The 21,262-nt window shown below is 59.6% G+C and carries 18 protein-coding genes and 1 tRNA gene; 10 read left to right on the top strand and 9 right to left on the bottom strand.

Annotated elements, in window-relative coordinates:
• Positions 1 to 22: 22 nt before the first annotated feature.
• On the top strand, positions 23 to 1,792 hold the full coding sequence (locus tag IDL90_RS04790; RefSeq protein WP_187994551.1) for an ABC-ATPase domain-containing protein: 1,770 nt from the start codon (positions 23 to 25) through the stop codon (positions 1,790 to 1,792).
• 80 nt (positions 1,793 to 1,872) lie between these two features.
• Positions 1,873 to 2,928 (top strand): NADPH-dependent oxidoreductase, encoded by a 1,056-nt coding sequence (locus tag IDL90_RS04795; RefSeq protein ID WP_316930284.1) that lies wholly within the window; start codon positions 1,873 to 1,875, stop codon positions 2,926 to 2,928.
• A gap of 36 nt (positions 2,929 to 2,964) precedes the next feature.
• Here IDL90_RS04795 and IDL90_RS04800 read toward each other — a convergent pair whose 3' ends face one another.
• The 5 genes from IDL90_RS04800 to IDL90_RS04820 form a co-directional block, all read right to left on the bottom strand.
• On the bottom strand, positions 2,965 to 4,278 hold the full coding sequence (locus IDL90_RS04800) for a serpin family protein (RefSeq protein ID WP_187994552.1): 1,314 nt from the start codon (positions 4,276 to 4,278) through the stop codon (positions 2,965 to 2,967).
• A gap of 45 nt (positions 4,279 to 4,323) precedes the next feature.
• The gene (gene nrdE, locus IDL90_RS04805; protein WP_182141647.1) at positions 4,324 to 6,480 is read right to left on the bottom strand and encodes a class 1b ribonucleoside-diphosphate reductase subunit alpha; all 2,157 of its coding nucleotides are present in this window, start codon (positions 6,478 to 6,480) and stop codon (positions 4,324 to 4,326) included.
• Positions 6,450 to 6,881 carry a class Ib ribonucleoside-diphosphate reductase assembly flavoprotein NrdI gene (gene nrdI, locus IDL90_RS04810; protein ID WP_182141646.1) on the bottom strand — a complete coding sequence of 144 codons (432 nt, stop codon included), beginning with the start codon at positions 6,879 to 6,881 and terminating at the stop codon, positions 6,450 to 6,452. Before nrdI ends, nrdE begins: the two co-directional genes overlap by 31 nt.
• 22 nt (positions 6,882 to 6,903) lie before the next feature.
• The gene (gene nrdH, locus IDL90_RS04815; protein WP_182141645.1) at positions 6,904 to 7,149 is read right to left on the bottom strand and encodes a glutaredoxin-like protein NrdH; all 246 of its coding nucleotides are present in this window, start codon (positions 7,147 to 7,149) and stop codon (positions 6,904 to 6,906) included.
• 337 nt (positions 7,150 to 7,486) lie between these two features.
• Positions 7,487 to 8,989 carry an L-serine ammonia-lyase, iron-sulfur-dependent, subunit alpha gene (locus tag IDL90_RS04820; RefSeq protein ID WP_187994553.1) on the bottom strand — a complete coding sequence of 501 codons (1,503 nt, stop codon included), beginning with the start codon at positions 8,987 to 8,989 and terminating at the stop codon, positions 7,487 to 7,489.
• A 57-nt stretch (positions 8,990 to 9,046) separates the two neighbouring features.
• Between IDL90_RS04820 and IDL90_RS04825 the strand changes: the two genes are divergently transcribed.
• The 7 genes from IDL90_RS04825 (at position 9,047) to IDL90_RS04855 (ending at position 15,960) form a co-directional block, all read left to right on the top strand.
• Entirely contained in the window at positions 9,047 to 9,604 is a 558-nt protein-coding gene (locus IDL90_RS04825) for an S-ribosylhomocysteine lyase (RefSeq protein WP_187994554.1), read from the top strand.
• The gene (locus IDL90_RS04830) at positions 9,601 to 10,335 is read left to right on the top strand and encodes a 5'-methylthioadenosine/adenosylhomocysteine nucleosidase (protein WP_187994555.1); all 735 of its coding nucleotides are present in this window, start codon (positions 9,601 to 9,603) and stop codon (positions 10,333 to 10,335) included. The genes IDL90_RS04825 and IDL90_RS04830 overlap by 4 nt, the downstream gene beginning before the upstream one ends.
• Positions 10,336 to 10,460: 125 nt before the next feature.
• Positions 10,461 to 11,486 carry a hypothetical protein gene (locus IDL90_RS04835; protein WP_187994556.1) on the top strand — a complete coding sequence of 342 codons (1,026 nt, stop codon included), beginning with the start codon at positions 10,461 to 10,463 and terminating at the stop codon, positions 11,484 to 11,486.
• Between the two features lie 8 nt (positions 11,487 to 11,494).
• On the top strand, positions 11,495 to 12,853 hold the full coding sequence (locus IDL90_RS04840) for a hypothetical protein (protein ID WP_223175181.1): 1,359 nt from the start codon (positions 11,495 to 11,497) through the stop codon (positions 12,851 to 12,853).
• Positions 12,807 to 13,541 carry an ABC transporter ATP-binding protein gene (locus IDL90_RS04845; RefSeq protein ID WP_187994557.1) on the top strand — a complete coding sequence of 245 codons (735 nt, stop codon included), beginning with the start codon at positions 12,807 to 12,809 and terminating at the stop codon, positions 13,539 to 13,541. Before IDL90_RS04840 ends, IDL90_RS04845 begins: the two co-directional genes overlap by 47 nt.
• Positions 13,541 to 14,755 carry an ABC transporter permease gene (locus IDL90_RS04850; protein WP_187994558.1) on the top strand — a complete coding sequence of 405 codons (1,215 nt, stop codon included), beginning with the start codon at positions 13,541 to 13,543 and terminating at the stop codon, positions 14,753 to 14,755. The genes IDL90_RS04845 and IDL90_RS04850 overlap by 1 nt, the downstream gene beginning before the upstream one ends.
• A gap of 155 nt (positions 14,756 to 14,910) precedes the next feature.
• A complete protein-coding gene (locus tag IDL90_RS04855; protein ID WP_187994559.1) occupies positions 14,911 to 15,960 on the top strand; it encodes a LacI family DNA-binding transcriptional regulator in 1,050 nt (349 codons plus the stop codon).
• Here IDL90_RS04855 and IDL90_RS04860 read toward each other — a convergent pair.
• The 4 genes from IDL90_RS04860 to IDL90_RS04875 all read right to left on the bottom strand — a co-directional run bounded on the left by IDL90_RS04860 (position 15,957) and on the right by IDL90_RS04875 (position 20,272).
• Complete coding sequence (locus IDL90_RS04860; protein ID WP_187994560.1) at positions 15,957 to 18,413, bottom strand: GH36-type glycosyl hydrolase domain-containing protein; 2,457 nt, start codon at positions 18,411 to 18,413, stop codon at positions 15,957 to 15,959. The genes IDL90_RS04855 and IDL90_RS04860 overlap by 4 nt on opposite strands.
• Positions 18,414 to 18,653: 240 nt before the next feature.
• Positions 18,654 to 19,589: a phospholipase D-like domain-containing protein gene (locus IDL90_RS04865; protein WP_223175182.1), complete on the bottom strand. Its 936-nt coding sequence runs from the start codon at positions 19,587 to 19,589 to the stop codon at positions 18,654 to 18,656.
• A gap of 142 nt (positions 19,590 to 19,731) precedes the next feature.
• Entirely contained in the window at positions 19,732 to 19,953 is a 222-nt protein-coding gene (locus tag IDL90_RS04870; protein WP_187994561.1) for a hypothetical protein, read from the bottom strand.
• 235 nt (positions 19,954 to 20,188) lie between these two features.
• Positions 20,189 to 20,272: transfer RNA gene (locus IDL90_RS04875), tRNA-Leu, on the bottom strand.
• A 277-nt stretch (positions 20,273 to 20,549) separates the two neighbouring features.
• On the opposite strand from IDL90_RS04875, the gene IDL90_RS04880 reads away from it, so the two are divergent.
• Entirely contained in the window at positions 20,550 to 21,260 is a 711-nt protein-coding gene (locus IDL90_RS04880; protein ID WP_187994562.1) for an FhaA domain-containing protein, read from the top strand.
• Positions 21,261 to 21,262: the final 2 nt, after the last annotated feature.

Here is a 21,262-nt window from a genome sequence, read left to right on the forward strand (position 1 = left end):
CGACATCACCTAGTCTGTCCCCATGAGCAACTACTCCAAGCGCACCAACTCCGGTCCCCGCAAGTTTGATGACAGCTCCAAAACGGGCTCTCAGCAGGACCTCCTAGCCCTTCTTCGCAAGATCGACGGATCTTCTTACGGCGCCTACAAGCGCGCCATTGGGGAGTGGGATTTCGGCGGCTTCAAGGTCTACCTGGATCGGGTCCAGTCGGACCCCTATGCTCCGCCCTCGTCCCTGCGCATCACAGCGGATCCTTCCAAGATGGGCCTGCCGCCCGAGACCCTGACGACACCTGACCAGCGCGTTGCTACCGGCGACTTCTTGATCCGCGCCTTCGGTGACGCGATCCGCCGCCATGACGGCCGCCCCGCGCTGTCGATTGTGCGCACCACCCAGGAAATCCTTGATCGTTCTGCAGCAGTCGTCACCCCCGAGCGGGTTGAACTGCGCATGCAAGTGCAGCTTCCTGCCCGAGGGCGAACCATACAGGGACGCCAAGCCGCCACCATTTTCGAGGACGAGCTGCCCGACGCGGTCGGCGAGGCCTTCGACTTCTGGTCCCCGGAAGCACGCGACTACTTGGATGACCTGCTCCGCCACATCCGTACCTATGAGGACCACGTTGCACTGACGCGCGCGCTGCGCGACAACGACTGGGTTGCGTTCGTCAATGACAACGCGATCCTGCCGCGTCGTTCCGGGGTGTCACAACTGCCGCTGGAAGACGGTGTCCCCTTTGAATCACCAGAGAGCCTGCGCCGCTCGGTCGTCCTCCCCCACGCCGGAGTGGTGGAGGGTATGGCGATCCCTCCGGGTATCACCCTGATCGTTGGGGGTGGCTACCACGGTAAGTCCACGGTGTTGTCGGCCATCCAACGCGGCGTTTACGCACACATCCCCGGGGACGGCCGCGAACTGGTCGCCGCACTACCCGAGGCCGTGAAGATTCGCGCCGCGGATGGCCGCCCCATTACGAAGGTGGATGTTTCCCCCTTCATAAACCACCTCCCTACCGGCGCGGACACGAGGGCGTTTTCCACCCAGAATGCCTCGGGCTCCACATCGCAGGCCGCGTCTATTGTCGAGGCTTTGGGCTTGCGCTCCCCCCTGCTGCTAATTGACGAAGACACGTCGGCCACCAACCTGATGATCCGCGACGAACGCATGCGGGAACTGGTTTCCGCTGCCCAAGAGCCCATCACACCCCTCATCGACCGCATCCAGGGACTCGCCACCGCATCACAAGCTAACCCGACCCCAACCTCGTTGATCCTGGTCATGGGTGGTTCTGGCGCGTACCTGGATGTGGCGGACCTGGTTCTGCAGATGGATTCTTACAGGTGCGAGGACGTGACGGATCGTGCCGACCAAGTCTGCGCGGCTCTGCCGCGTGTGCGCAGTGATATTCCAGGCTTCCCCGCCCTCACCCAACGCGCCCCGGAGAAGTCACGCAGCGCCGCCGATCGTCCCAAGACCCGCACGTCCGGCCTCGACACCATCACGTTGGATCGAGAGGCGATTGACGTGAGCGACGTGGAACAGATTGTCGATCAGGGCCAGACGGAGGCAATTGCCTGGGCTGTGCGGGGCGTCCTCGAAAAACTCGCGGACGGCAACCGCCCCCTAGCCGACCTACTCGAAGAACTCCAACAGCAACTCGATCAGTCGGGACTCGACGCCCTCACCAAGTTTGGTGCGCGTCGCTACCCGGCGTTCTTGGCACGCCCACGAATGGTTGATGTAGCTGCCGCCGTTAACAGGTACCGACCCCTGCAGATAAAAGACGTCTAGATCACGTTTTTTGCCGAAACTTGGTTCTACAAGGCGATTTCCACTAACGTCGTCCCACACGATGTGACATGGAGGTTGCGGTGGATTTTCTTTTTTGGTTCGGGTGGCTTGGCCCCATTTTGGTTGTCGTCTCACTGGCGGTACCCAATGTCATGTGGTTCAGGGTTCTCAATCTGATTGGAAGCACCATCGCGGCGACGACGTCCGTCATCGATTACAACTGGCCCTTTGTCTTTATGAACGGCTCAATCGCGCTGATCAACGTCTTCTGGATTTGGAAGATCACCCGCCCTCATCCGGCTCCCGCGCAGGCACTGCTACCGGAGCACGTTGCGGATACAGTTGGGGGTATGGAAGCAAACACAAATCCGGGACTAGTCCTCAACCAAACCATTGACACCCAGCTGAATCACCGCACCATCCGTGCCTTCACGGAGCAGCCGGTGTCCGAGGACGAAGTAGCCACCCTGTTGGACGTGGCCCGCCACGCCCCGACCACCAGCTTCTACCAGGCGTGCACGGTGCTGCGGATCAAGGATCCTGCCATCCGCGAGGTTATCTACCAGTCCTCACGCCAGCCTTACGTCGGTGGCGACCTCGGCGAACTATTTGTGTTCGTGGTTGACCTATCCCGTTTGGCGCGGATTCGTGAGTCTGCGGACCTCAGCCTCACCCCCCTTGAGACAGTGGGCGCTTACACCCAGGGGGTTGAAGACACACTGATTGCGGCGCAAAACATGGTCGTGGCAGCCGAGAGCCTAGGTCTTGGAACCTGCTATCTGGGCTCTATCGGGAGGGATCCACTCTCTCTGATCGAAGCCTTGCAGCTCCCCAAGTTCACATACCCGCTGGTGGGCATGCTGGTTGGGCACCCCAACCAGGAGCCGCAGAAGAAGCCGCGCATCCCCCGCGACGTCACGACTGGCGTAGACACCTACCCCGATTGGGAGCACCCGTCATACCTCGCTGCCATGGAGGAATACGACCAGACCATCCAGGGTTACTACGACTTGCGCGAGGGCGGAAAGCGTCAAGACTCCTACACTCTGCAAGCGCAAACCAAGCCGGGAACCGGGCCGACCGAGAAGACGGACATGCTGGCGGTCCTGCGCAGTCAGGGGATGTGCCTGCGCTAGGTGCGCCCTCGTCCTCCGGCGACGTCGCTACACGGCCTACTTACCGGTGGGGCTATTTACGAGGACCTGGAACAGATCCCAACCCGTGTTGGTGTCGGTGATTAGCATCAGGTAGGGCCGGTTCGCAACGAAGGAAACCTCAGGCTCAGGGGGCATCATTGTGGCGCGAACCCCGATTTCTGTCACAGCAGCAGCCACTGTTCCCGCTTCATCCACCCTGATCGATCCCTGCTGGATCACCTCGGAAACCACCAGGGACTCGGCGGCGGAAATGTACTGCAGCGCAGGTGGGTTATCCGTGAAGACCGAGGTGAGCCCCGCCTTCTGTAGCGGGTCATTGAGGGTCACTGACGTCTTCAGATCCAACTTAGGAATGGAGACGTCAACCATCTTCTGAACGAGGCCGCCCTCTAGGGTCCCCAGAATGTCCGTGGTCACGGTCGCAGCGGGCGTACCTTCCGGTGGCAGAACAAAGTGGGCGACTAGTCTTCCATCACTGCCGTATGGCAGCTCAACCATCTGCCACCCGTCTGCCTCGGCGTAGTTCACCTGCTGTGAGCCATTGAGAAAGTCGACCTCAATGAGGGTGCCATCCGCGCTGTGGAATTCGGCTGGCGCGGTCATGTCTGCCATGAAGGGCTGTTGCCACTGCGAGGCAAGGACGATGGCGTTTTGCAAAACCAAGCGCAGGTCGGGGTCGGGTTCAATTGCTGACTTTTCAATCAGGCCCGCGGTATTCTCCCGGACCCACTCATCCAGCACCTTCTTGCCGGACGCGTCACCGAGCTCGGCCTCGACCGTCCCGGTGTTGAACCAGCGTTTGAGGGCGTCTTGGTAGGTCTGTTCGACTTTGAAGCCGGTGTCCAGGACCATCTGGTTTGCGAGGTGAACCTGCGGCTCTTCAGGAAGATCTTCCGTGTCGATCTGGTCAGCAGGAACACGATAGGAATCAAGGGTGCCAAGCAGTGCGTTGACTACTTTGTTGCGCTCTTCGCCACTGGCACCTAGCAGCACCGAGAACTGGTCTTCTGCCTCACCCGTTGCCGTCGCTCCAAGTGTTGCCAGGGCAACGACGGTTGAGACGGGTGACGTGACCAGGGTGTCCTTGGGGCTATGAGCCAGAACCTCCAACCCGAGCTTCCGAGTCGCCTTCACCACGGAACCCGCATCGCGGACGTCACCCATCGACACCTGTTCAAAATCTACCGAGGTCGCTTCCGAGCTGCCGTTCGCATCAACGCCGCCTGCACTTTGCATGTCCCCGCCCTCCCCACCACCAGCACATGCCGCCATGGAGAATCCGAATGCTGCAACTGCGCTGAGAACCAGACTTCGCGAATACTTGACCATCAGATAACTTTACTAACTGATTACCTCATCTGGTAGCGCGTTTCACTACAACATGCAGGAAACGCAACCTTCAATTTCTGTCCCTTCGAGGGCGACCTGGCGGATTCGCATGTAGTAGAGACTCTTGATGCCCTTGCGCCACGCGTAAATGTAGGACTTGTTGAGCTCCCTGGTGGTGACCGTGTCCGGGTAGAAGAGAGTCAAAGACAAACCTTGGTCGACGTGCTGGGTTGCAGCCGCATAGGTGTCAATGATCTTCTCTGGGCCGATCTCATACGCGTCCGCATAGAACTCAAGGTTGTCATTGGTCATGTAGGGCGCCGGGTAGTAGACGCGACCAATCTTGCCTTCCTTGCGGATCTCGATCTTCGTAGTGATCGGGTGGATGGACGAGGTCGAATGGTTGATGTAGGAGATTGAGCCAGTGGGAGGAATGGCCTGAAGGTTCTGGTTGTACATCCCGTACTCACCAACCTGGTCGGCAAGCGCCTTCCAGTCCTCAGGGGTGGGAATGTGGGCTGAGGACTTGGCGAATAGTTCCACTACTTTGTCCGACTTCGGAGCCCAATCGCCCTCGATGTACTTCTCAAAGAACTCTCCGGAGGCGTACTTGGAACGTTCGAAGCCATCGAAGCTCTCTTGGCGTTCCTTAGCGATCTTGTTGGACGCCTTGATTGCTTCATACGCCACGGTCATGAAGTAGGTGCCAGTGAACTCAAGGGCGTCGGGGGAACCGTAGTGAATGCTCTCTCTCGCCAGGTAGCCGTGCAGGTTCATGGCCCCGAGGCCCACGGCGTGCGAGCGGGCATTGCCGGCAGCAACGGAGGGAACCGACTCAATGTTTGACAGGTCCGACACGGCGGTGAGTGCGCGCATGGCGTATTCGATGGTTCCAGAGAAGTCCTCTGAATCCATCGCTTTGGCAATGTTTAGAGAGCCGAGGTTGCAGGAAATATCCTTGCCAACATGTTTGTAGGAAAGGTCCGGGTAGTATTCCGACGGCTCTGAGACCTGGAGGATCTCCGAGCACAGGTTCGACATCGAGATGCGCCCGTCAATTGGGTTGGCTCGGTTCGCCGTGTCCTCAAACATGATGTAGGGGTAGCCGGATTCAAACTGGATTTCCGCAAGGGTCTGGAAGAAGCGCCGCGCACTGATCTTCTTCTTGGAGATGCGCGGATCATCGACCATCTCACGGTATTTTTCGGTGACGGAGATGTCAGAGAACGGCTTGCCGTAAACCCGCTCTACGTCGTATGGGCTGAAGAGGTACATGTCCTCTTTGTTGCGCGCCAGCTCGAACGTGATGTCGGGGATGACAACACCCAAAGACAGCGTCTTGATGCGGATCTTCTCATCCGCGTTCTCTCGCTTGGTGTCCAGGAACGACATGATGTCGGGGTGGTGGGCATTGAGGTAAACGGCGCCTGCACCCTGGCGGGCCCCAAGCTGGTTGGCGTAAGAGAAGGAGTCTTCAAGAAGCTTCATCACTGGAACAACGCCGGAGGACTGGTTTTCAATGCGCTTGATCGGCGCCCCGGCCTCACGCAGGTTGGTCAGGGACAGTGCGACACCACCGCCACGCTTTGAGAGTTGCAGGGAGCCGTTAATCGCCCTCGAAATGGACTCCATGTTGTCCTCAACGCGAAGAAGGAAGCACGACACCAGTTCGCCGCGTGCCTGCTTGCCGGCGTTGAGGAAGGTGGGGGTCGCGGGCTGGAAACGGCCCGACATCATCTCATCAACCAGGTGGCGCGCCAACTCAATATCACCCTGGGCCAGGTAGAGAGCCACCATGCACACGCGGTCCTCAAACCGCTCTAGGTAGCGCTTACCGTCAAAGGTCTTCAGGGTGTAAGAGGTGTAGTACTTGAAAGCCCCCAGGAACGTTGGGAAGCGGAACTTCCAGGCGTAGGCCTGCTGAAACAGCTTCTTAACGTCCGCGAAGGGGTAGAGGTCCAGCAACTCCTTTTCGTAGTAGCCCTCAGTCGTGAGGTAGTTGAGCTTTTCAGCCAGGTCGTGGAAGAACACGGTGTTCTGGTTGACGTGGGTCAGGAAGTACTGCCGAGCAGCCTTCTTGTCCGCGTCAAACTGGATTTTGCCGTCCTTGTCGTACAGGTTTAGCTGCGCGTTCAGGGAATGGTAGTCACGCTCGGGGTCCAGAGCTGCTTCTAGTCCTGTGTCGGTGAAGTTGTCGACCAAAATTTCCTCAGTCCTTCTTGTACTCGCGAAACGTCCTCGTTTGTTCCGAGAAGCTCGAATCTGTAGAGGTGTGGGACACCAACCTTGCTGGCGACTATCTCGCCTGCCTTACAGTATGCGGTGCCAAAATTAGTATTGCCAGCGGATATCACCCCGCGGCATAGACTGCGGTTCTTCTCATCGTTCAGGAACTTAATGACCTGCTTGGGAACAGCCCCCCGGGTGTTTCCCCCACCGTACGTGGGAACGACGAGCACGTATTCCTGCGCCACTTCGATTGGTTCATCCCGAGGGCGAAGGGGAATGCGCTGGGCCGGGAAACCCAGCTTGTCAACAAACCGTTTGGTGTTCTCTGTGGCCGAAGAAAAGTAAACAATATGCGGCTCTGTGTGCGAAGACATCAGAAACCTTCACGACTTCGGCTCAGCCGGCCACGCTCTGTAGCGCTGCGACGACCGCGTTGATGCGGTCGGGGCGGAAGCCGCTCCAGTGGCTGTCGCCAACAATGACAACAGGTGCCTGGCTGTAGCCGAGGCCGACAATGTAAGCCAGGGCGTCCTGGTCGACGGAGACATCGACGGTTTCGTATGCCACACCGTGCTTGTCCAACGCGCGGTAGGTGGCATCGCACTGTACGCAACGGGGCTTTGAATAAACGGTGATGGTCACGTCAAACTCCTTCTGACCAGAGGACCTTCCTGCCCACTGTCACTACATAAACTACACGTCTGTGATTTACGGTAATCATACCGGTTTCGCTTTGGCCAACACTACACCTTGTGGTGCGAAAGAGGGACAACCCCTATATATCGTGTCTTGCCCAATCTGTGTAAGAAACTGTCACCCCTGTGGATAGCGAATGACACGGTGGTTGTTCGAGGGCGTTGGAGCCGCAGGACAACCCCGATCCTGCCACCCACAGCCTGTGTATAAGTGGCCTGTGGATGCAGGAGGACCTGTGGATGACATCGCTGTAGTTTGCGTGCGAGCCCGGCGTGTCGCACCCTCAGCACTCAACGACGTTGACGGCCAACCCGCCGATTGAGGTCTCCTTGTACTTGGAATGCATATCCACCCCGGTTTGCCGCATCGTTTCAATAGCGACATCCAGTGATACCTGATGGCGCCCGTCCCCGTACAGGGCCATGCGCGCCGCGGAGATCGCTTTGACTGCGCCGATGGCGTTTCGTTCGATGCAGGGAATCTGTACGAGGCCGCCAACGGGGTCGCACGTCAGGCCCAGTGAGTGTTCCATCGCGATCTCCGCCGCATTCTCAACCTGGGCCGGGGTTCCCCCCATAGCCTGAGCCAATCCTGCTGCAGCCATTGCAGACGCCGAACCAACTTCACCCTGGCAGCCGACCTCGGCCCCCGCTATTGACGCGTTGGTCTTAATGATTGATCCAACCGCGGTGGCAGCAAGGAGGAAGTCCCGAGCTCCTGGGACCAGCTGCGGAAACGCTTCGAGGAGCGCATTCGGCCTCGCCAGGTCGTAGTCCTTAGCGAGTTGCTCCATGCCCCCAACCAGACGGGCCGCCCTCGTCACCACAAAGTGCCCCAGAACAGCGGGGATGATGCCGGCCGCACCGTTCGTTGGGGCGGTGACAACCCGGTGCCCGGCTGCGTTTTCCTCATTGACGGCGAGGGCGTAGAGGGTCACCCAGTCAAGCGGCGCCAGCGGATCATCCTCGCCCCCCTGCAACTCTGCTCGCAGAGCAGCTGCCCGCCGAGGCACTCCCAGTCCACCTGGCAAAACACCCTCGGACTGACAGCCTTCCTCAACGCAGGCGAACATGGCGGAAACTACCAGATCCAGGTAATCATCTACCTCGGCAATGGGTCGTCGGGACGCCTCATTTGTCCTCATGATGTCAGCGACGCAGGCACCTGTTTCACGACAACGGTCCAACAGTTCGACGCCTGAGAGGAAGGGGAGGAATGGGGGCGGAGCGGTCTCACCAGCATCCGCAACCACGCGCGCGACCTCCACGGGGACCATCTCTCCGCCCTCGTCAACCACGACGAAGCCACCGCCCGTGGAGTAGTAGGTGCGGCTCAAAACAACGGCCTCATCGACATCGGTTAGACCGCCATCCCAGGCATCAATGGTGAGAGCATTGACGTGAAACGTGCGGGTGACGCGAGGTTCAAACCGCAGGTCCAGCGGCAGTGTGAAGGGAATGCTAGCCCCACCCAGTAGCGGCAGGTGGCCAGACTGAGTAATCCTCGGAATGATCCGGTCTACGAGGTCGGTCTCAACCGTTTCGGGACGCGCCCCCGCCAGGCCGAGCAGCACAGCACGATTCGTTCCATGTCCTATGCCCGTGGCCGCAAGCGACCCGAACAGGGTGACCCGGACCCTGGAAGGTTCCAGCCCTGCCGAGAGGAGCAGGTCGGCGAAATGCCGCCCCGCCCTCATCGGTCCCACCGTGTGGGACGAGGACGGACCGATCCCGAGCGTGAACATGTCGAACACGCCCAGTTGGCAGGCACTTGCATCAGTAGTCATGCACCCTATTGTCCACCACTTTTTCCGGTTGTCGGAGGGGGGCTTTATCCTAGGGTTATGAGCCCAGAAACCTCCTCCCGCAGCAGTCAACCACCAACCGGGGTTGACTCCAACCTCAACGTTGAATCCTTCAACTTGGACCACCGCACCGTTGTCGCGCCCTACGTGCGGGTTGCGGATCGCAAGGTGCTCCCCGGTGGTGATGTCCTGATCAAATATGACGTGCGGTTCACCCAACCCAACGTCGACCATCTCGAGATGGATGCGGTGCATTCGATTGAGCACATGACGGCACATCACATGCGCAACCACACGGATGCCCTGATCGACTTCTCTCCGATGGGATGTCAGACGGGCTTCTACGCATTGACGTTGGGCTTGGAAATGGCGGATTTCCTGCCGATTCTTCAGGCTGCTTTCCAGGACTTGCTTGCTGCCACATCGGTGCCGGCGGCGAATGAGATCCAGTGTGGGTGGGGGGCGAACCACTCCCTTGAGGCAGCCCAGTTGGCAGTGGGCAGGTTCTTGGCGGGACGTGAGGGCTGGGAAAGTGGCACGGGCACCGCCATTGCGGCCGATGAGGCGGGCGGCTCGCAAGGGGTTGTGACACCATGAGCCGACCAGTCGTTATCGCCTGCGCAATGGCTGAAGAAGCGCAACCTTTTCTTGAGGCTCTGGAACCCGACGCGAGCGTTGAAGTCCCGGTCCTCCCCGCCGGTTTTCGCGGCCCGGCAGATTTCAGGGGCGGAATCCTCCAGGGCCACCCGGTGGTGATTGCGACGACGGGGATCGGCATGACTAACGCGGCGCTTGCAGCCGCGGTTGTCGCAAGCCAGCTCCGTCCTCGTGCAGTGGTTTTTGCGGGAACGACCGGGGGTCTGGGCGCAAACGTTCACCTCGGTGATGTGGTGGTGTCTGAGTACGCGCTGTACCACGACGCAGATGCCACAGCCTTCGGCTACGCCCCAGGGCAAATCCCACAAATGCCGGAAAAGTACCCGGCCGACCCCTGGCTGCGTGCCACCGCCTCTGGCGCGCTGCGGGCAAAGGGCTTGGCTTTTCACACGGGCACCATCAGTGCCAGTAACTCATTTGTGGACGGGGCCCAGGTTGAACCGGTACGTGCCCGCTTCCGCGATGTGCTGGCTGTGGATATGGAGACTGCGGCAGGCGCGCAAGTGTGCTGGTCGTTCTCAATCCCCTGGGTTTCACTGCGGGCAATTTCTGATCTTTGCGACCCGAACGCGGGCGAAGTGTTTGACCAGTCGGCGCCGTCCGCAGCAGCCACGAGCTTCGCGGCAGTAGAGTCACTCTTGGGTTCGCCGCCACGCCGACTACACCCCTGATTAGACCCTGACTGATCCCTGATTTCCACTATTTCCAGCCCTGCCCTCGGGTAGGTTTTCAGTGACTCAACCACTCGCTCACGACACACTTGTGAGCGTCCGCAATCCTGACGAAGGTGCCCCTGATGCGCAGACAACTCACCTCTTTCACCATCATGATGACCGCTGGTGTCTTGGCTCTGGCCGCCTGCTCCCAAGGAGGTGGCCAGCAGTCCGGAAACACGGCTGGCGAGGAAGCGCCCATGGGCCCCCTCGATAAGTACCTGTCCGTCCTGTGGGAGGGACAGGACTACACGCAGGAACACTACGACAAGATCGACCTTCAACGCGAAGAGTTGATGGCGGAGTGCATGGCCAAGGAGGGCTTCGAGTATGTCCCGAACGCCAACAGTGGCACAACCGTCATGTCTGACGACGATCAAGAGGGACCGGCGTGGGACTCCCTAGAGTTTGCGCAGCAATACGGCTATGGAGTCTTCGATTGGCCCGGCAGCTCCGGAGATGACGAGGCGCCGGTAGACGAAGAAATCTATGTGGATCCCAATGAGGGCTACGTAAACTCCCTGAGTCCATCTGAGCAGGAGGCCTACTATGCCACCCTGTACGGCGAACCCCAATTCGAGGAAGTGGATGGGGACGACGAGGAGGCGTATGAGTACAACTGGGAAGACAACGGCTGCTTCGGCTGGGCTGACAACCAGCTCGCTCAGGACGACCCGACGATGGGCATGTGGGAGGACCCGGAGTTTACCGACCTCATCGATGCTATGAACACCCACTGGGAAACAGTTCAAAACGCCCCGGAGCTAACTGCAGTCAACCAAGAGTGGGCCGCATGCATGGCCTCCGCAGGCTTCCCCGAATTCTCAACCAGGGATCAGGCGTCGAACTCCATCTATGAAGCCCAGAATGCCCTCTACGAGGACGCCCAGGTTGGGGAGGAATGGGTTGAACCGTCTGCGGAAGCCATCGAAGAGCTGCGCGCCCAAGAGATCGCTACTGCAACCGCGGACTGGAAGTGCGCCGACGAAGTCAACTACGCCGAAGTCCAACAAAAGGTTGACTTTGCCGCCCAACAGAAATTCCTCGATGAACACAAGGCGGAACTAGATGCCATGCTCGCCAAGTACGCGACCAGTCAGAACGGCTAGTCCCGAAGGTGAGCAAGAAGAAGCAGCGCCCCTGGGCCGGTAAGCGCCTTGTCGCCCTTATTGCCGCGGTTGCGGTCGTATCCCTTCTGGCGGGCGTCCTCATCATGCAGTTCCTGGTCTCCCCCGCGGAACTTGCGGCACGAACCGAGGCACCCGAACCGGGTCCGGTCACAGCAGTGGTGGAAGAACGCGTCATCGAGAATATGGTAACCACCCGTGGGGAGGTCACCTACGCGGACCCCGTCCAGGTCACGGTGGATACCGCATTCACTGAAGGCAGGCCCATCGTGACGGGTCAGGTCCCCGAAGTTGGCGCCGTTTTTGAGGCTGCCAGTGTTGCACTCGAGGTCGTTGGTAGACCCGTCATTGTCCTACCCGGAGAACTCCCCTCGTATCGCTCACTATCGATCGGCATGCGAGGTCCCGATGTTTTCCAGTTGAAGCAGGCGCTCGCAGCCCTGGGCTACTGGGCCGGCGATCCCGAATCAGACCTTTTCGAATGGGACACTTCCACCGCAGTTGGGGAACTGTTTCAACGGGTTGGCTACAGCCCCCCAACCGGCGGAACGGAAGCCACAGAATCCTTGAGGATGGCAGAAAACTCCGTCCGCTCAGCAGAGACTGCCGTGACTGTAGCCAACGCCGCGTGGAATGCGGCCGTAGCAGGTGGGGCCACCGACCTCAGCGTAGAAAACGCGGGAATCACTGAAGCCAAAGCCGCCCGTTCGGATGCCTACGCTGCCCTAGAAGAGGCCCAGATAGCAGTCCAACCGACCCTCCCTTCCGGCGAGGTTCTCTTCATGCCTTCTCTGCCCCGCAGGGTTGACGAAGTGTTCGTGAAACGCGGAGACGCCCTCGACGGTCCGGCAATGACCGTGTCCGGCGCGACTTTGACAATCCAAGGCACGGTGTCCAGCCAGGATGCCGAACTGCTTACCCCCGGGATGCCCGCGGTCTATGCGGGCCCGGGCGGTGAGGAACTCACGGCCACAATCGTCAGCATCGACGCACCCACTTCCAAGTCTTCAGGCGAGGGCGAAGGTGAGCAGACTTCCGACCGCTACCAGTTAGAACTGGACCCGGGATCTCTGAGTGAAGAACAGATCAGCGAACTACGCGGCACAAACGTTCGTGTCACAATCCCCGTTGCTTCAACCGAGGGAACGGTGATGGCTGTTCCTCTTGCAGCCCTGTCTGCCGCTCCCGATGGGGGCAACCGGGTGGAAATTCTGGTTCCGACACAGGCCGACCCGTTCGCCACTGAAACCGTGGCAGTTTCAGTTGGCCTCGCGGCCGGAGGCTTCGTTGAAATCAAGTCTGATGACGCGCGGATCGAACCCGGAGCAAAAGTTGTTGTCGGCCGCTGATCTGTACTTGCGGCCGCAACCTCTGATCCGTCTGGACGACGTTACCCGCATATTTCCCGGTCCTCCCGCCGTCAACGCCCTGCGGGGCATCGACCTGACGGTTGATCCCGGCGAGTATCTGGCTATTGTTGGGCCCTCCGGTTCCGGCAAGTCCACCATGCTCAACACCCTGGGTTTGCTTGACCGCCCCAGTACCGGCACCTACTGGTTTGAAGGGGTTGACGTGTCATCCCTGTCCGAGGACGCCCGCGCCGAGATCCGCGGAGGTGAGATCGGGTTTGTCTTCCAGTCATTCCACCTGCTTCCCACCCGCACCGTCCTCGAAAACGTTATGCTCGCCACCGCATATGCGGGGGTGCCCCGCCAGGATCGCGAGCGTCTGGCCCACGGTGCGCTGGCCCGCGTGGACATGAGCCACCGCACCGACTTCTACCCCGGAACACTTTCCGGCGGAGAGAAGCAGCGCGTTGCCATCGCCCGAGCAGTCAGCACGTCCCCACGCCTCCTTCTTGCGGATGAGCCAACCGGGAACCTTGACCAGACCAACTCCCAGGGGGTGATGGCCTTGTTTGAGGAGCTTTCCGAGGACGGCCTTACCATCGTCATGATCACCCACGACCCGGTCGTCGCGAAGAGTGCGCGGCGGCGCGCGAGCATTCACGACGGTCGACTTACGGAGTTGGACTGATGGCACACGGGTTCACCTTGCGAGATCTGCTTGCAGAATCGCTCGAGGGCGTTGGAGCCAGGCCCTCCCGCCTCATCATCACTCTTCTCGGCACCGTCCTCGGCATCGCTTCCCTGGTCGCGACTATGGGCCTTGCTCAAACAACTGCGGGGCAGATAGCAAAGAGCTTTGACCTGCTTCAAGCCACCCGCGTGACCGTTGAGCCCGGAACCGCGGAGGGCAGGGGCGGAACTGAGAGGGTGACCGTTGCGCTCCCCTGGAATTCCGTGGAACGGGTAGAGAACCTTGTTGGTGTTCAGAGGGCGGCCCTGTACGCAGAGGTGAGCCCCACCCCCGAGGTAGCGGCCGTGCAGGTCGTAGATCCAGCCGAGGCTGCCGTTGCCCCACCACCAGTTGTGGCAGCCTCCCCCGAACTTTTAGAGGTCGTTGCGGGAACCCTCACGACGGGGCGCTTCTTTGATGCGGGGCACAACGTTCGCGCTGACCGGGTTGTCGTCCTCGGCAAGGAAGCCGCTGAGAGACTGGGAATCAACCGGGTCTCCGGCCAGCCAGCGGTGTTCATTGGGGGGCGGGCCTACTCTGTCATCGGCATCCTTGACGCGGTTGGGGTCCGCGACAACCTGCTTCGCAGCGCCATTGTCCCCATTGAAACAGCACGCGCCGACCTCGGGCTGACGTTGGCAACAAGCCTCGACATCGAAGCTGACGTGGGGGCTGGTCAGGTTGTCGCACATCAGGCGCCCATCGCCCTCGACCCCAACAATCCCGACTCTTTCAAGGTAAAGGCACCAACCCCACCCAGCGCACTGCAGGGTCAGGTTGCCGCAGACATCAACGTCCTCTTTGTGGCAATCGGCGTGGTCGCACTGGTGGGCGGTGGAATCGGCATTGCCAACGTGACACTTCTGTCCGTAACGGAGCGGCGCGGCGAAATTGGTTTGCGGCGCGCACTGGGGGCGAAGACCAGCCAGATAGCAAAACAGTTCATCCTCGAGTCCCTCACCACCGGGTTGCTGGGGGGACTGATCGGGGTCGCCGTCGGTCTTTTCGTTCTTCTAGGTGTCTGCTTGTTCCAACACTGGACCCCCGTCATAGCCCCGTGGGTTCCGGTGGGCGGTGTCTTTGTTGGCGCCCTGGTCGGCCTGGTCGCGGGAACCTATCCCGCTTTGAAGGCCGCACGCATCGAGCCTGTCGACGCTTTGCGCAGCGCCTGAACCTAGCTCCGATTAGGGAGCGCTTCCAAATTGCTTCACCAAATGCTGCCACCACCGGGACTTTAGGGCCTCTAGTGCTCTATGATCGGTGACAAATAGCCCCTCAACAGACCTGAAGCACTTCGACCCCTACTGGATGTGAGGTGAAGGGCCAGATGACCAACCAGATCACGAACCCGGTTTCCGTCGAGGCACCTTCGGAGGGCCTGCTTGGAAGCATCACGCTGGAGTCTGTCGGCGCAGCCGCGGGCGTTTCCCGCTCCACGGTGTCACGCGTAGTCAATGGCTCTCCCAATGTCAGCCAGAAGACCGTCGACGCAGTAATGAAAGCCATCGCGGATTTGGGCTATGTTCACAATCGTGTTGCTGCGGCATTGGCATCAAAACAGGCTTCCGTGGTTACTGCACTGATCCCAGAAGACTTGGATCTGTTTTTCAAAGATCCCTACTTTCACGCCATGATTTCGGGCATCCAGGACCATTTCGCCAGCACCAATCTGGTCCTCAACCTGATGATCGCCTCACGGGACTCGTTCCCCAAGGTTCTTTCCTCACTTGCAGGCGGACAATCCGATGGGGTCCTCGTCTTCTCTCACCACACCGAACACCAGCTGGTCGATGCGCTGGAGCGGCGCATGCCAGTGGTATTTGGAGGGCGCCCCGTCCTCGGAGACGAAGCGCACAGCTACGTTGATGTCGACAACTCTGCTGCGTCAAAGATGGCAACAGAGTACTTGATTGGCCTGGGCTGCAAGCACATAGCGGCCATCACCGGCCCACAGGACATGCCGTCCGCTGCGGACCGTGCGGCGGGTTATCTCCAGGCCGTCCGGGCCGCCGGGGTCACGGGTCCGCTTGTCGAGAGCGACTTCACGGCGGAGGGCGGCGCAAGGGCCGCACTTGAGCTTCTTGACGGCAACGAACCCTTTGACGCTGTGTTTGCGGCAAATGACCTCATGGCTCGGGCAGCTGTCAAGACCTTCATTGCCCGCGGGTTGCGGGTACCTGAGGACATTGCCGTTGTCGGCTTTGATGACTCCCCCGCTGCGGTCTCCGAGCACCCATACCTGACAACGGTGAAGCAAGACGCCTATGAGCAGGGCAGATCCATGGCGCAAATGCTCCAAGAGCAGTTGCTGATGCACCCCCGCGAAGCACGCGTGATCCAGCTGCCTACAGAACTGGTGATTCGCGAGACTGCTTAGAAGCGAACCTCAACCGCGACGGTCGTACCCGCGGGTGCGTAGGGAACGGTGTTGCCCTCCCACGCCGCGCCATCAACCGTCAGAGACGCAGGTTTGAATCCGCCCTCGTCCCCAACAGCATTTCTCCCACCATGAGTGTTGAGATAGTGGATAACGTATTCTGCTCCGCGGATGGAGCGCCGAACAGTGAACTCCCCAACCTCGGCGCCAATGCGCGGATCAACGATGAGGCCGCCGTAGCCGGGCCGAATCCCCAAAAGATACTGTGAGACGGCCACAAAGTTCCATGATGCGGTACCGGTGAGCCAAGAGTTCTTGGCTTCGCCATGACGGATGGCGTCTTTGCCGGCAATCATTTGCGCGTACACATAGGGCTCAAGGCGGTGGATGTCAGAGATTTCTTCACGGAACGCCGGGGCGATCTGTTTGTAGTACTCCCAGGCGTACTCCGGCCTTCCCACCATGGTTTCCGCGATAGTTATCCACGGGTTGTTGTGGCAGAAGATTCCAGCGTTTTCCTTGTACCCGGGCGGGTAGCTGGAAACCTCACCCAACTCGACCTTGTACTGCGTGTAGGCCGGGTTGAGCAGCACGGAGCCGTGGGGAGTGTTGAGGCGTTCCCGAACAGAGTCAAGAGCCTGCACCGCACGTCCGTCCTCGAGCCCGATTCCGCCCATCACGCAGTAGCCTTGCGGCTCAATCCAGATCTGTCCCTCTTCGTTGGAGGCCGATCCAACCGGGTTACCGTAATAGTCGTAGGCGCGGCGGAACCACTTGCCGTCCCAACCGTGCCTTTCCGTGGCTTCAACAACGTCCCGGACGCTGGCTTCGGCGCGGGCGGCCTCGTCCTCGTCCCCCATTAGGCGAGCCAGTTCCGCGTACTCAGGGCCGATTGCGGCCACCATCCCGGCAATGAAGACGGACTCTGCGACCCCGCCCTCGCGGTTGGGGGCAGTTTGGAAGGACTCGTTTGGTTCGGTGGAGAACACGTTCAAGTTGAGGCAGTCGTTCCAGTCTGCGCGACCAATCAGGGGCAGACCGTGAGGTCCGCGGTTGTCCATGGTGAAGTTGAACGACCTGCGCAGGTGCTCCATTAGTGGGGCAGCCTGGGCGGGGTCATTGTCGAATGGAACCATTTCGTCGAGTATGGCCAGGTCCCCGGTCTCTTTGACATAGGCGGCCACACCGAGGATGAGCCACAGTGGGTCGTCGTTGAAACCTGAACCGACAGCGTCGTTGCCACGCTTGGTGAGCGGCTGATACTGGTGGTAGGCCGATCCGTCAGGCAGCTGGGTCGCCGCGATGTCGAGGATTCGTTCGCGCGCCCGCCCGGGCACCATGTGGACAAACCCCAGCAGGTCCTGGTTGGAATCGCGGAATCCCATGCCTCTGCCGATTCCCGTTTCAAAGTACGAGGCCGAACGGGACAGATTGTAGGTAACCATGCACTGATACTGGTTCCAGATGTTGACCATTCGGTCCAGCTCGGGGCTTGTGGAGTCCACCTTGTAGACGTCCAGGAGGTCGTCCCAATAATTCTTCAGGGCTGCGAACTCACGCTCCACCTTTTCAGGCGTGTCAAAGCGCGCCAGAATCTCTCTGGCTGGCGTCTTGTTGATAATGCCCTTGGACTCCCACTTTGCATCTTGCGGAGTCTCAACGTAGGCGAGGACGAAGACGGACTCCTTGGACTCACCCGGTTGAAGGGTAACTTCAAGGTTGTGCGAGCCAATCGGGTACCAGCCGGAGGCGATGGAGTTACCGGAGGTGGCGCTGTGGGCAACAACGCCCTCGTCCCACCCATTCTGGGGACCAAGGAACGTGTCGCGGTCCGTATCGAAGCCGACAATGGGTTCGTTGACTGAGTAGACGGCGTAGTGGTTGCGGCGCTCGCGGAACTCTGTCTTGTGGAAGATCGCGCCGCCCTCGACCTCGACCTCCGCTAGAGAGAGATTGCGCTGGTAGTTGGTCTGGTCGTCCTCGGCGTTCCACAGGGCAAACTCCACAAAGCTAATGAGATTCACAGTCTTGACGTGGTCACTCTCATTGGTGAGGGTGACCATCTGAATCTCGGCGTTCCCCTGCACGGGGACAAAGTAGAGGACAGAGGCGTGCAGGCCGCGGCGGCTTCCGGTGATGCGCGTGTAACCCATGCCGTGACGGGTTTCAAACGAGTCGAGGTCGGTCCTGTAAGGGAAGTACGAGGGGCTCCAAACGTCTCCCCCCTCATTGATGGTGAAGATTCGTCCCCCAGCGTCGACGGGCACATTGTTGTAGCGGTAGCGCAGCAGGCGGCGCATCTTGGCATCACGGTAGAAGGCGTAGCCGCCTCCGGTGTGGGAAATGAGGGAGAAGAAGTCCTTGGTGCCCAGGTAGTTGATCCAGGGGTAGGGGGTGTGTGGGGTGGTAACAACGTACTCGCGTGCTGCGTCGTCGAAGTGGCCGTACTTCATTGTTCTACCTTCTTCACTAGGGCGCTCTTGACACTGGCTAGACGATTGGCCACACTCTACCAGAACTGGGAGCGCTCTCAAACTATGCCTGGCCACCACTTTGCCCAAGACTGGTTCGTTTGGCGCCCATCTGCCTCGTTCAGCACCGCCTCTGAGACGCCTACTGCAGGGCCGAGGTGAGGCGGAAGAGGCCGTCGAGCAACTGGCTGCGTAGCGGCTGCTTCTGCCACTCCTCGAGTGTTAGCTCTCGGGAGTTGTCATGGTAGTAAGCATTGACCTCGTCGAGTTGTCGATCGTGAAGTGTTTGGAGTGCAGAATGTACGGCGGCTTGAACATGAAGATTCGGACGCCCGCGCGCAGGAGCGCCTCATAATACGAGCGCTGAGCGTGATAAACCATCGGTTGATCGCCAGTCTCAGAGACGAAAAGCTCGACCTCGACGCCGCGCGCGGTGGCTGCTCTGAGCGCGTACATGATCGCCTGATCGGGCACGAAGTACGGGCTGGTCACGCTGATCCGTTTGCTCGCAGTTCCCATGAGGGCGATGAACACCTGCAGGTTGTTTTCTTCGCCAAAGCTGGGGCCGCTCGGAAGCACTTGACAGTCGAGCTGATCGCTGGGCTTCACGGGGTCTGCTACTCGAGGGGGGCTGTCCTCAAGCAGCTCGCCAGTTTCGATGTACCAGTCGCCCATGAACACCCGGTTGAGGCTAGATACGACAGGCCCCGAGACCTTCACCATGATGTCTCGCCACTTCAGTCCCCGCCGCAGGTTTCCTGGTTTGTTGTAGCTCGCGTCGACCATGTTCTGGGAACCAACGAAGCCGATGCGTCCGTCGACCACTAGGATCTTGCGGTGGTTGCGCAGATCCGGGCGCTGCCACTGGCCACGCCAGGGCCGTACCGGCAACATGAAGCACCACTGGGCGCCCACTTCATCCAGCATGCGGGTGGTTACGGAGAGTTTTGGCTGGCGCATGGTAGCGATGTGATCGAGCATCACCCGAACCTTGACACCGCGTGCGACTACCTCTCTCATCGCCTCGAAAACATCGTGCGTCGCGTGATCATGGGAGAGAATATAGAACTCCACATGCACATAGTTCTCCGCCTCACGAATCGCGGCGGCCATCGCCGCGATGGACTCCTCGTAGTGATAGGTAATGTGGCTCTTCACAAAAAGGATCAGTGGCGACAGGCTAAGTCAAGTTTGATAATCTAACATCTGTTAGATCTTAGTTGAAAACCGATTGCCGCAGTGATGCACAAAGACGGGCCTGCACAGTTGGCACGGGCCCCTCCTTCTCTATCGGCAGGTACTACTTCAGCTTCTTCGCCTCGAGATCCTCATGCTTCGCCTCACGGTCAGCGACCTTTTCAGCATGCTCGGCAGCGTGCTCAGCCCGCTTCTCGTAGCGTGCCTCCTGCTTCTCGAGGTGCCCTTCGATGTGCTCCTCACGCTTCTCCGCTCGAGCCTCAGTCGCCTCGATCTTGTGCTCGTAGTGCTTTTCAACGCGCTCGTTGTGCTTCTCGATGTTCATAAGTTTCTCCTCCACATGTTGTGATATGGGCTGGCTGACACCGCCACGATGTTCAACCCCTCCCACTATCTACCCTATGTTAGATAGGTATGTGCCGACAAAATGTGTCAATGGAAGATCTACATGGCGCCCGCTCGACAGGGCGGGGCAGACGAGTCGGCTTGGACTCACCGGGCAGCACCGCAACAAAAATCCCGAGCCATCGTCGAAAACGATAACCCGGGATATCACAAAGTGCGCGAGGGGGGAGTTGAACCCCCACGCCCTCACGGGCACACGGACCTGAACCGTGCGCGTCTGCCTATTCCGCCACTCGCGCTTCGCCACTGAACAGACCGGCTACCCAGATGTCCTGCGACTAGGCAACTATACAGAACTGCCCGGGTCCCTAGTCAAACTGAAGTCCACAAACCTGTCGTCGTGTCGGACACAGTGGAAGCGGTCGGCGCGGTCATCATATCGGCCACACGCGTCCCCAGCTAGGACACAGCCCGGGTTTGCAACAACAACTAACTGCTATTACCTTTCACGTACACGTAGAATGCAATAGTCCACCGTGGGTGGATCACGTTCGCGTGCTAGCAAGAGGAACTGATGTGGGGATATTTGACCGTTTTGAGAATGCTGTTGAGAAGGGTGTCAACAACGTCTTCTCCAAGGTGTTCCGCTCCGGCTTGAAGCCTGTGGACATTTCCTCAGCTCTCCATCGGGTTATGGATGACCAGATTGAGATTCCCGAGGGCGCAACGGCTGACAGCGCAAATCCTGTTGCCCCCAACTTCTTTGTTGTCCGCATCGCAAACTCCGACCTCGAAACCCTAGAGGGCGAGGGAATCGAAGCCACAGCCGAAGAGCTTGAGCGTGGTGCCACTGGTTACGCGGAAGAGCAGAACTACGTCCTAGCCGGCCCAGTTTCTGTCAAGTTCGAAGGCACTGACGAAGAGTCCACCGGAACCTTAGAGATCATCGCCGAAGTTCGGCGGGGAAGCGTGGCACCCGCAACCGGCGCCACCCCAACTCCGACCCACCCCATCATTGACGTTGATGGCGAAAAGTGGCTCCTCACGGAGGATGTCACGGTGATTGGGCGCTCCTCGAAAGCAGATATTCAAGTCGATGACTCCGGAGTTTCACGCAAACACATTGAGTTCCGGATTACCCCCCAAGGAGTGATCCTTACCGACCTGGGGTCCACCAACGGCACGTTCGTTGAAGGGCATCGAGTCGAGGCCGCAACGCTCCTAGATGGAAACCAAATCACCATTGGCCGAACGCGTATCTTGTTTTGGACACACCCGGAAGAGTAGAT

Origin of the sequence: Schaalia sp. JY-X159 (assembly GCF_014525425.1) — a bacterium.
Lineage (GTDB): Bacteria > Actinomycetota > Actinomycetes > Actinomycetales > Actinomycetaceae > Scrofimicrobium.

Excerpts from the sequence above, each read along its gene's own strand:
- IDL90_RS04790 (WP_187994551.1), top strand. The coding sequence starts at position 23 with ATGAGCAACTACTCCAAGCGCACCAACTCCGGTCCCCGCAAGTTTGAT.
- IDL90_RS04800 (WP_187994552.1), bottom strand. The coding sequence starts at position 4,278 with ATGGTCAAGTATTCGCGAAGTCTGGTTCTCAGCGCAGTTGCAGCATTC.
- nrdI (WP_182141646.1), bottom strand. The coding sequence starts at position 6,881 with ATGTCTTCGCACACAGAGCCGCATATTGTTTACTTTTCTTCGGCCACA.
- IDL90_RS04820 (WP_187994553.1), bottom strand. The coding sequence starts at position 8,989 with ATGACTACTGATGCAAGTGCCTGCCAACTGGGCGTGTTCGACATGTTC.
- IDL90_RS04825 (WP_187994554.1), top strand. The coding sequence starts at position 9,047 with ATGAGCCCAGAAACCTCCTCCCGCAGCAGTCAACCACCAACCGGGGTT.
- IDL90_RS04830 (WP_187994555.1), top strand. The coding sequence starts at position 9,601 with ATGAGCCGACCAGTCGTTATCGCCTGCGCAATGGCTGAAGAAGCGCAA.
- IDL90_RS04835 (WP_187994556.1), top strand. The coding sequence starts at position 10,461 with ATGCGCAGACAACTCACCTCTTTCACCATCATGATGACCGCTGGTGTC.
- IDL90_RS04845 (WP_187994557.1), top strand. The coding sequence starts at position 12,807 with ATGACGCGCGGATCGAACCCGGAGCAAAAGTTGTTGTCGGCCGCTGAT.
- IDL90_RS04850 (WP_187994558.1), top strand. The coding sequence starts at position 13,541 with ATGGCACACGGGTTCACCTTGCGAGATCTGCTTGCAGAATCGCTCGAG.
- IDL90_RS04855 (WP_187994559.1), top strand. The coding sequence starts at position 14,911 with ATGACCAACCAGATCACGAACCCGGTTTCCGTCGAGGCACCTTCGGAG.
- IDL90_RS04860 (WP_187994560.1), bottom strand. The coding sequence starts at position 18,413 with ATGAAGTACGGCCACTTCGACGACGCAGCACGCGAGTACGTTGTTACC.
- IDL90_RS04870 (WP_187994561.1), bottom strand. The coding sequence starts at position 19,953 with ATGAACATCGAGAAGCACAACGAGCGCGTTGAAAAGCACTACGAGCAC.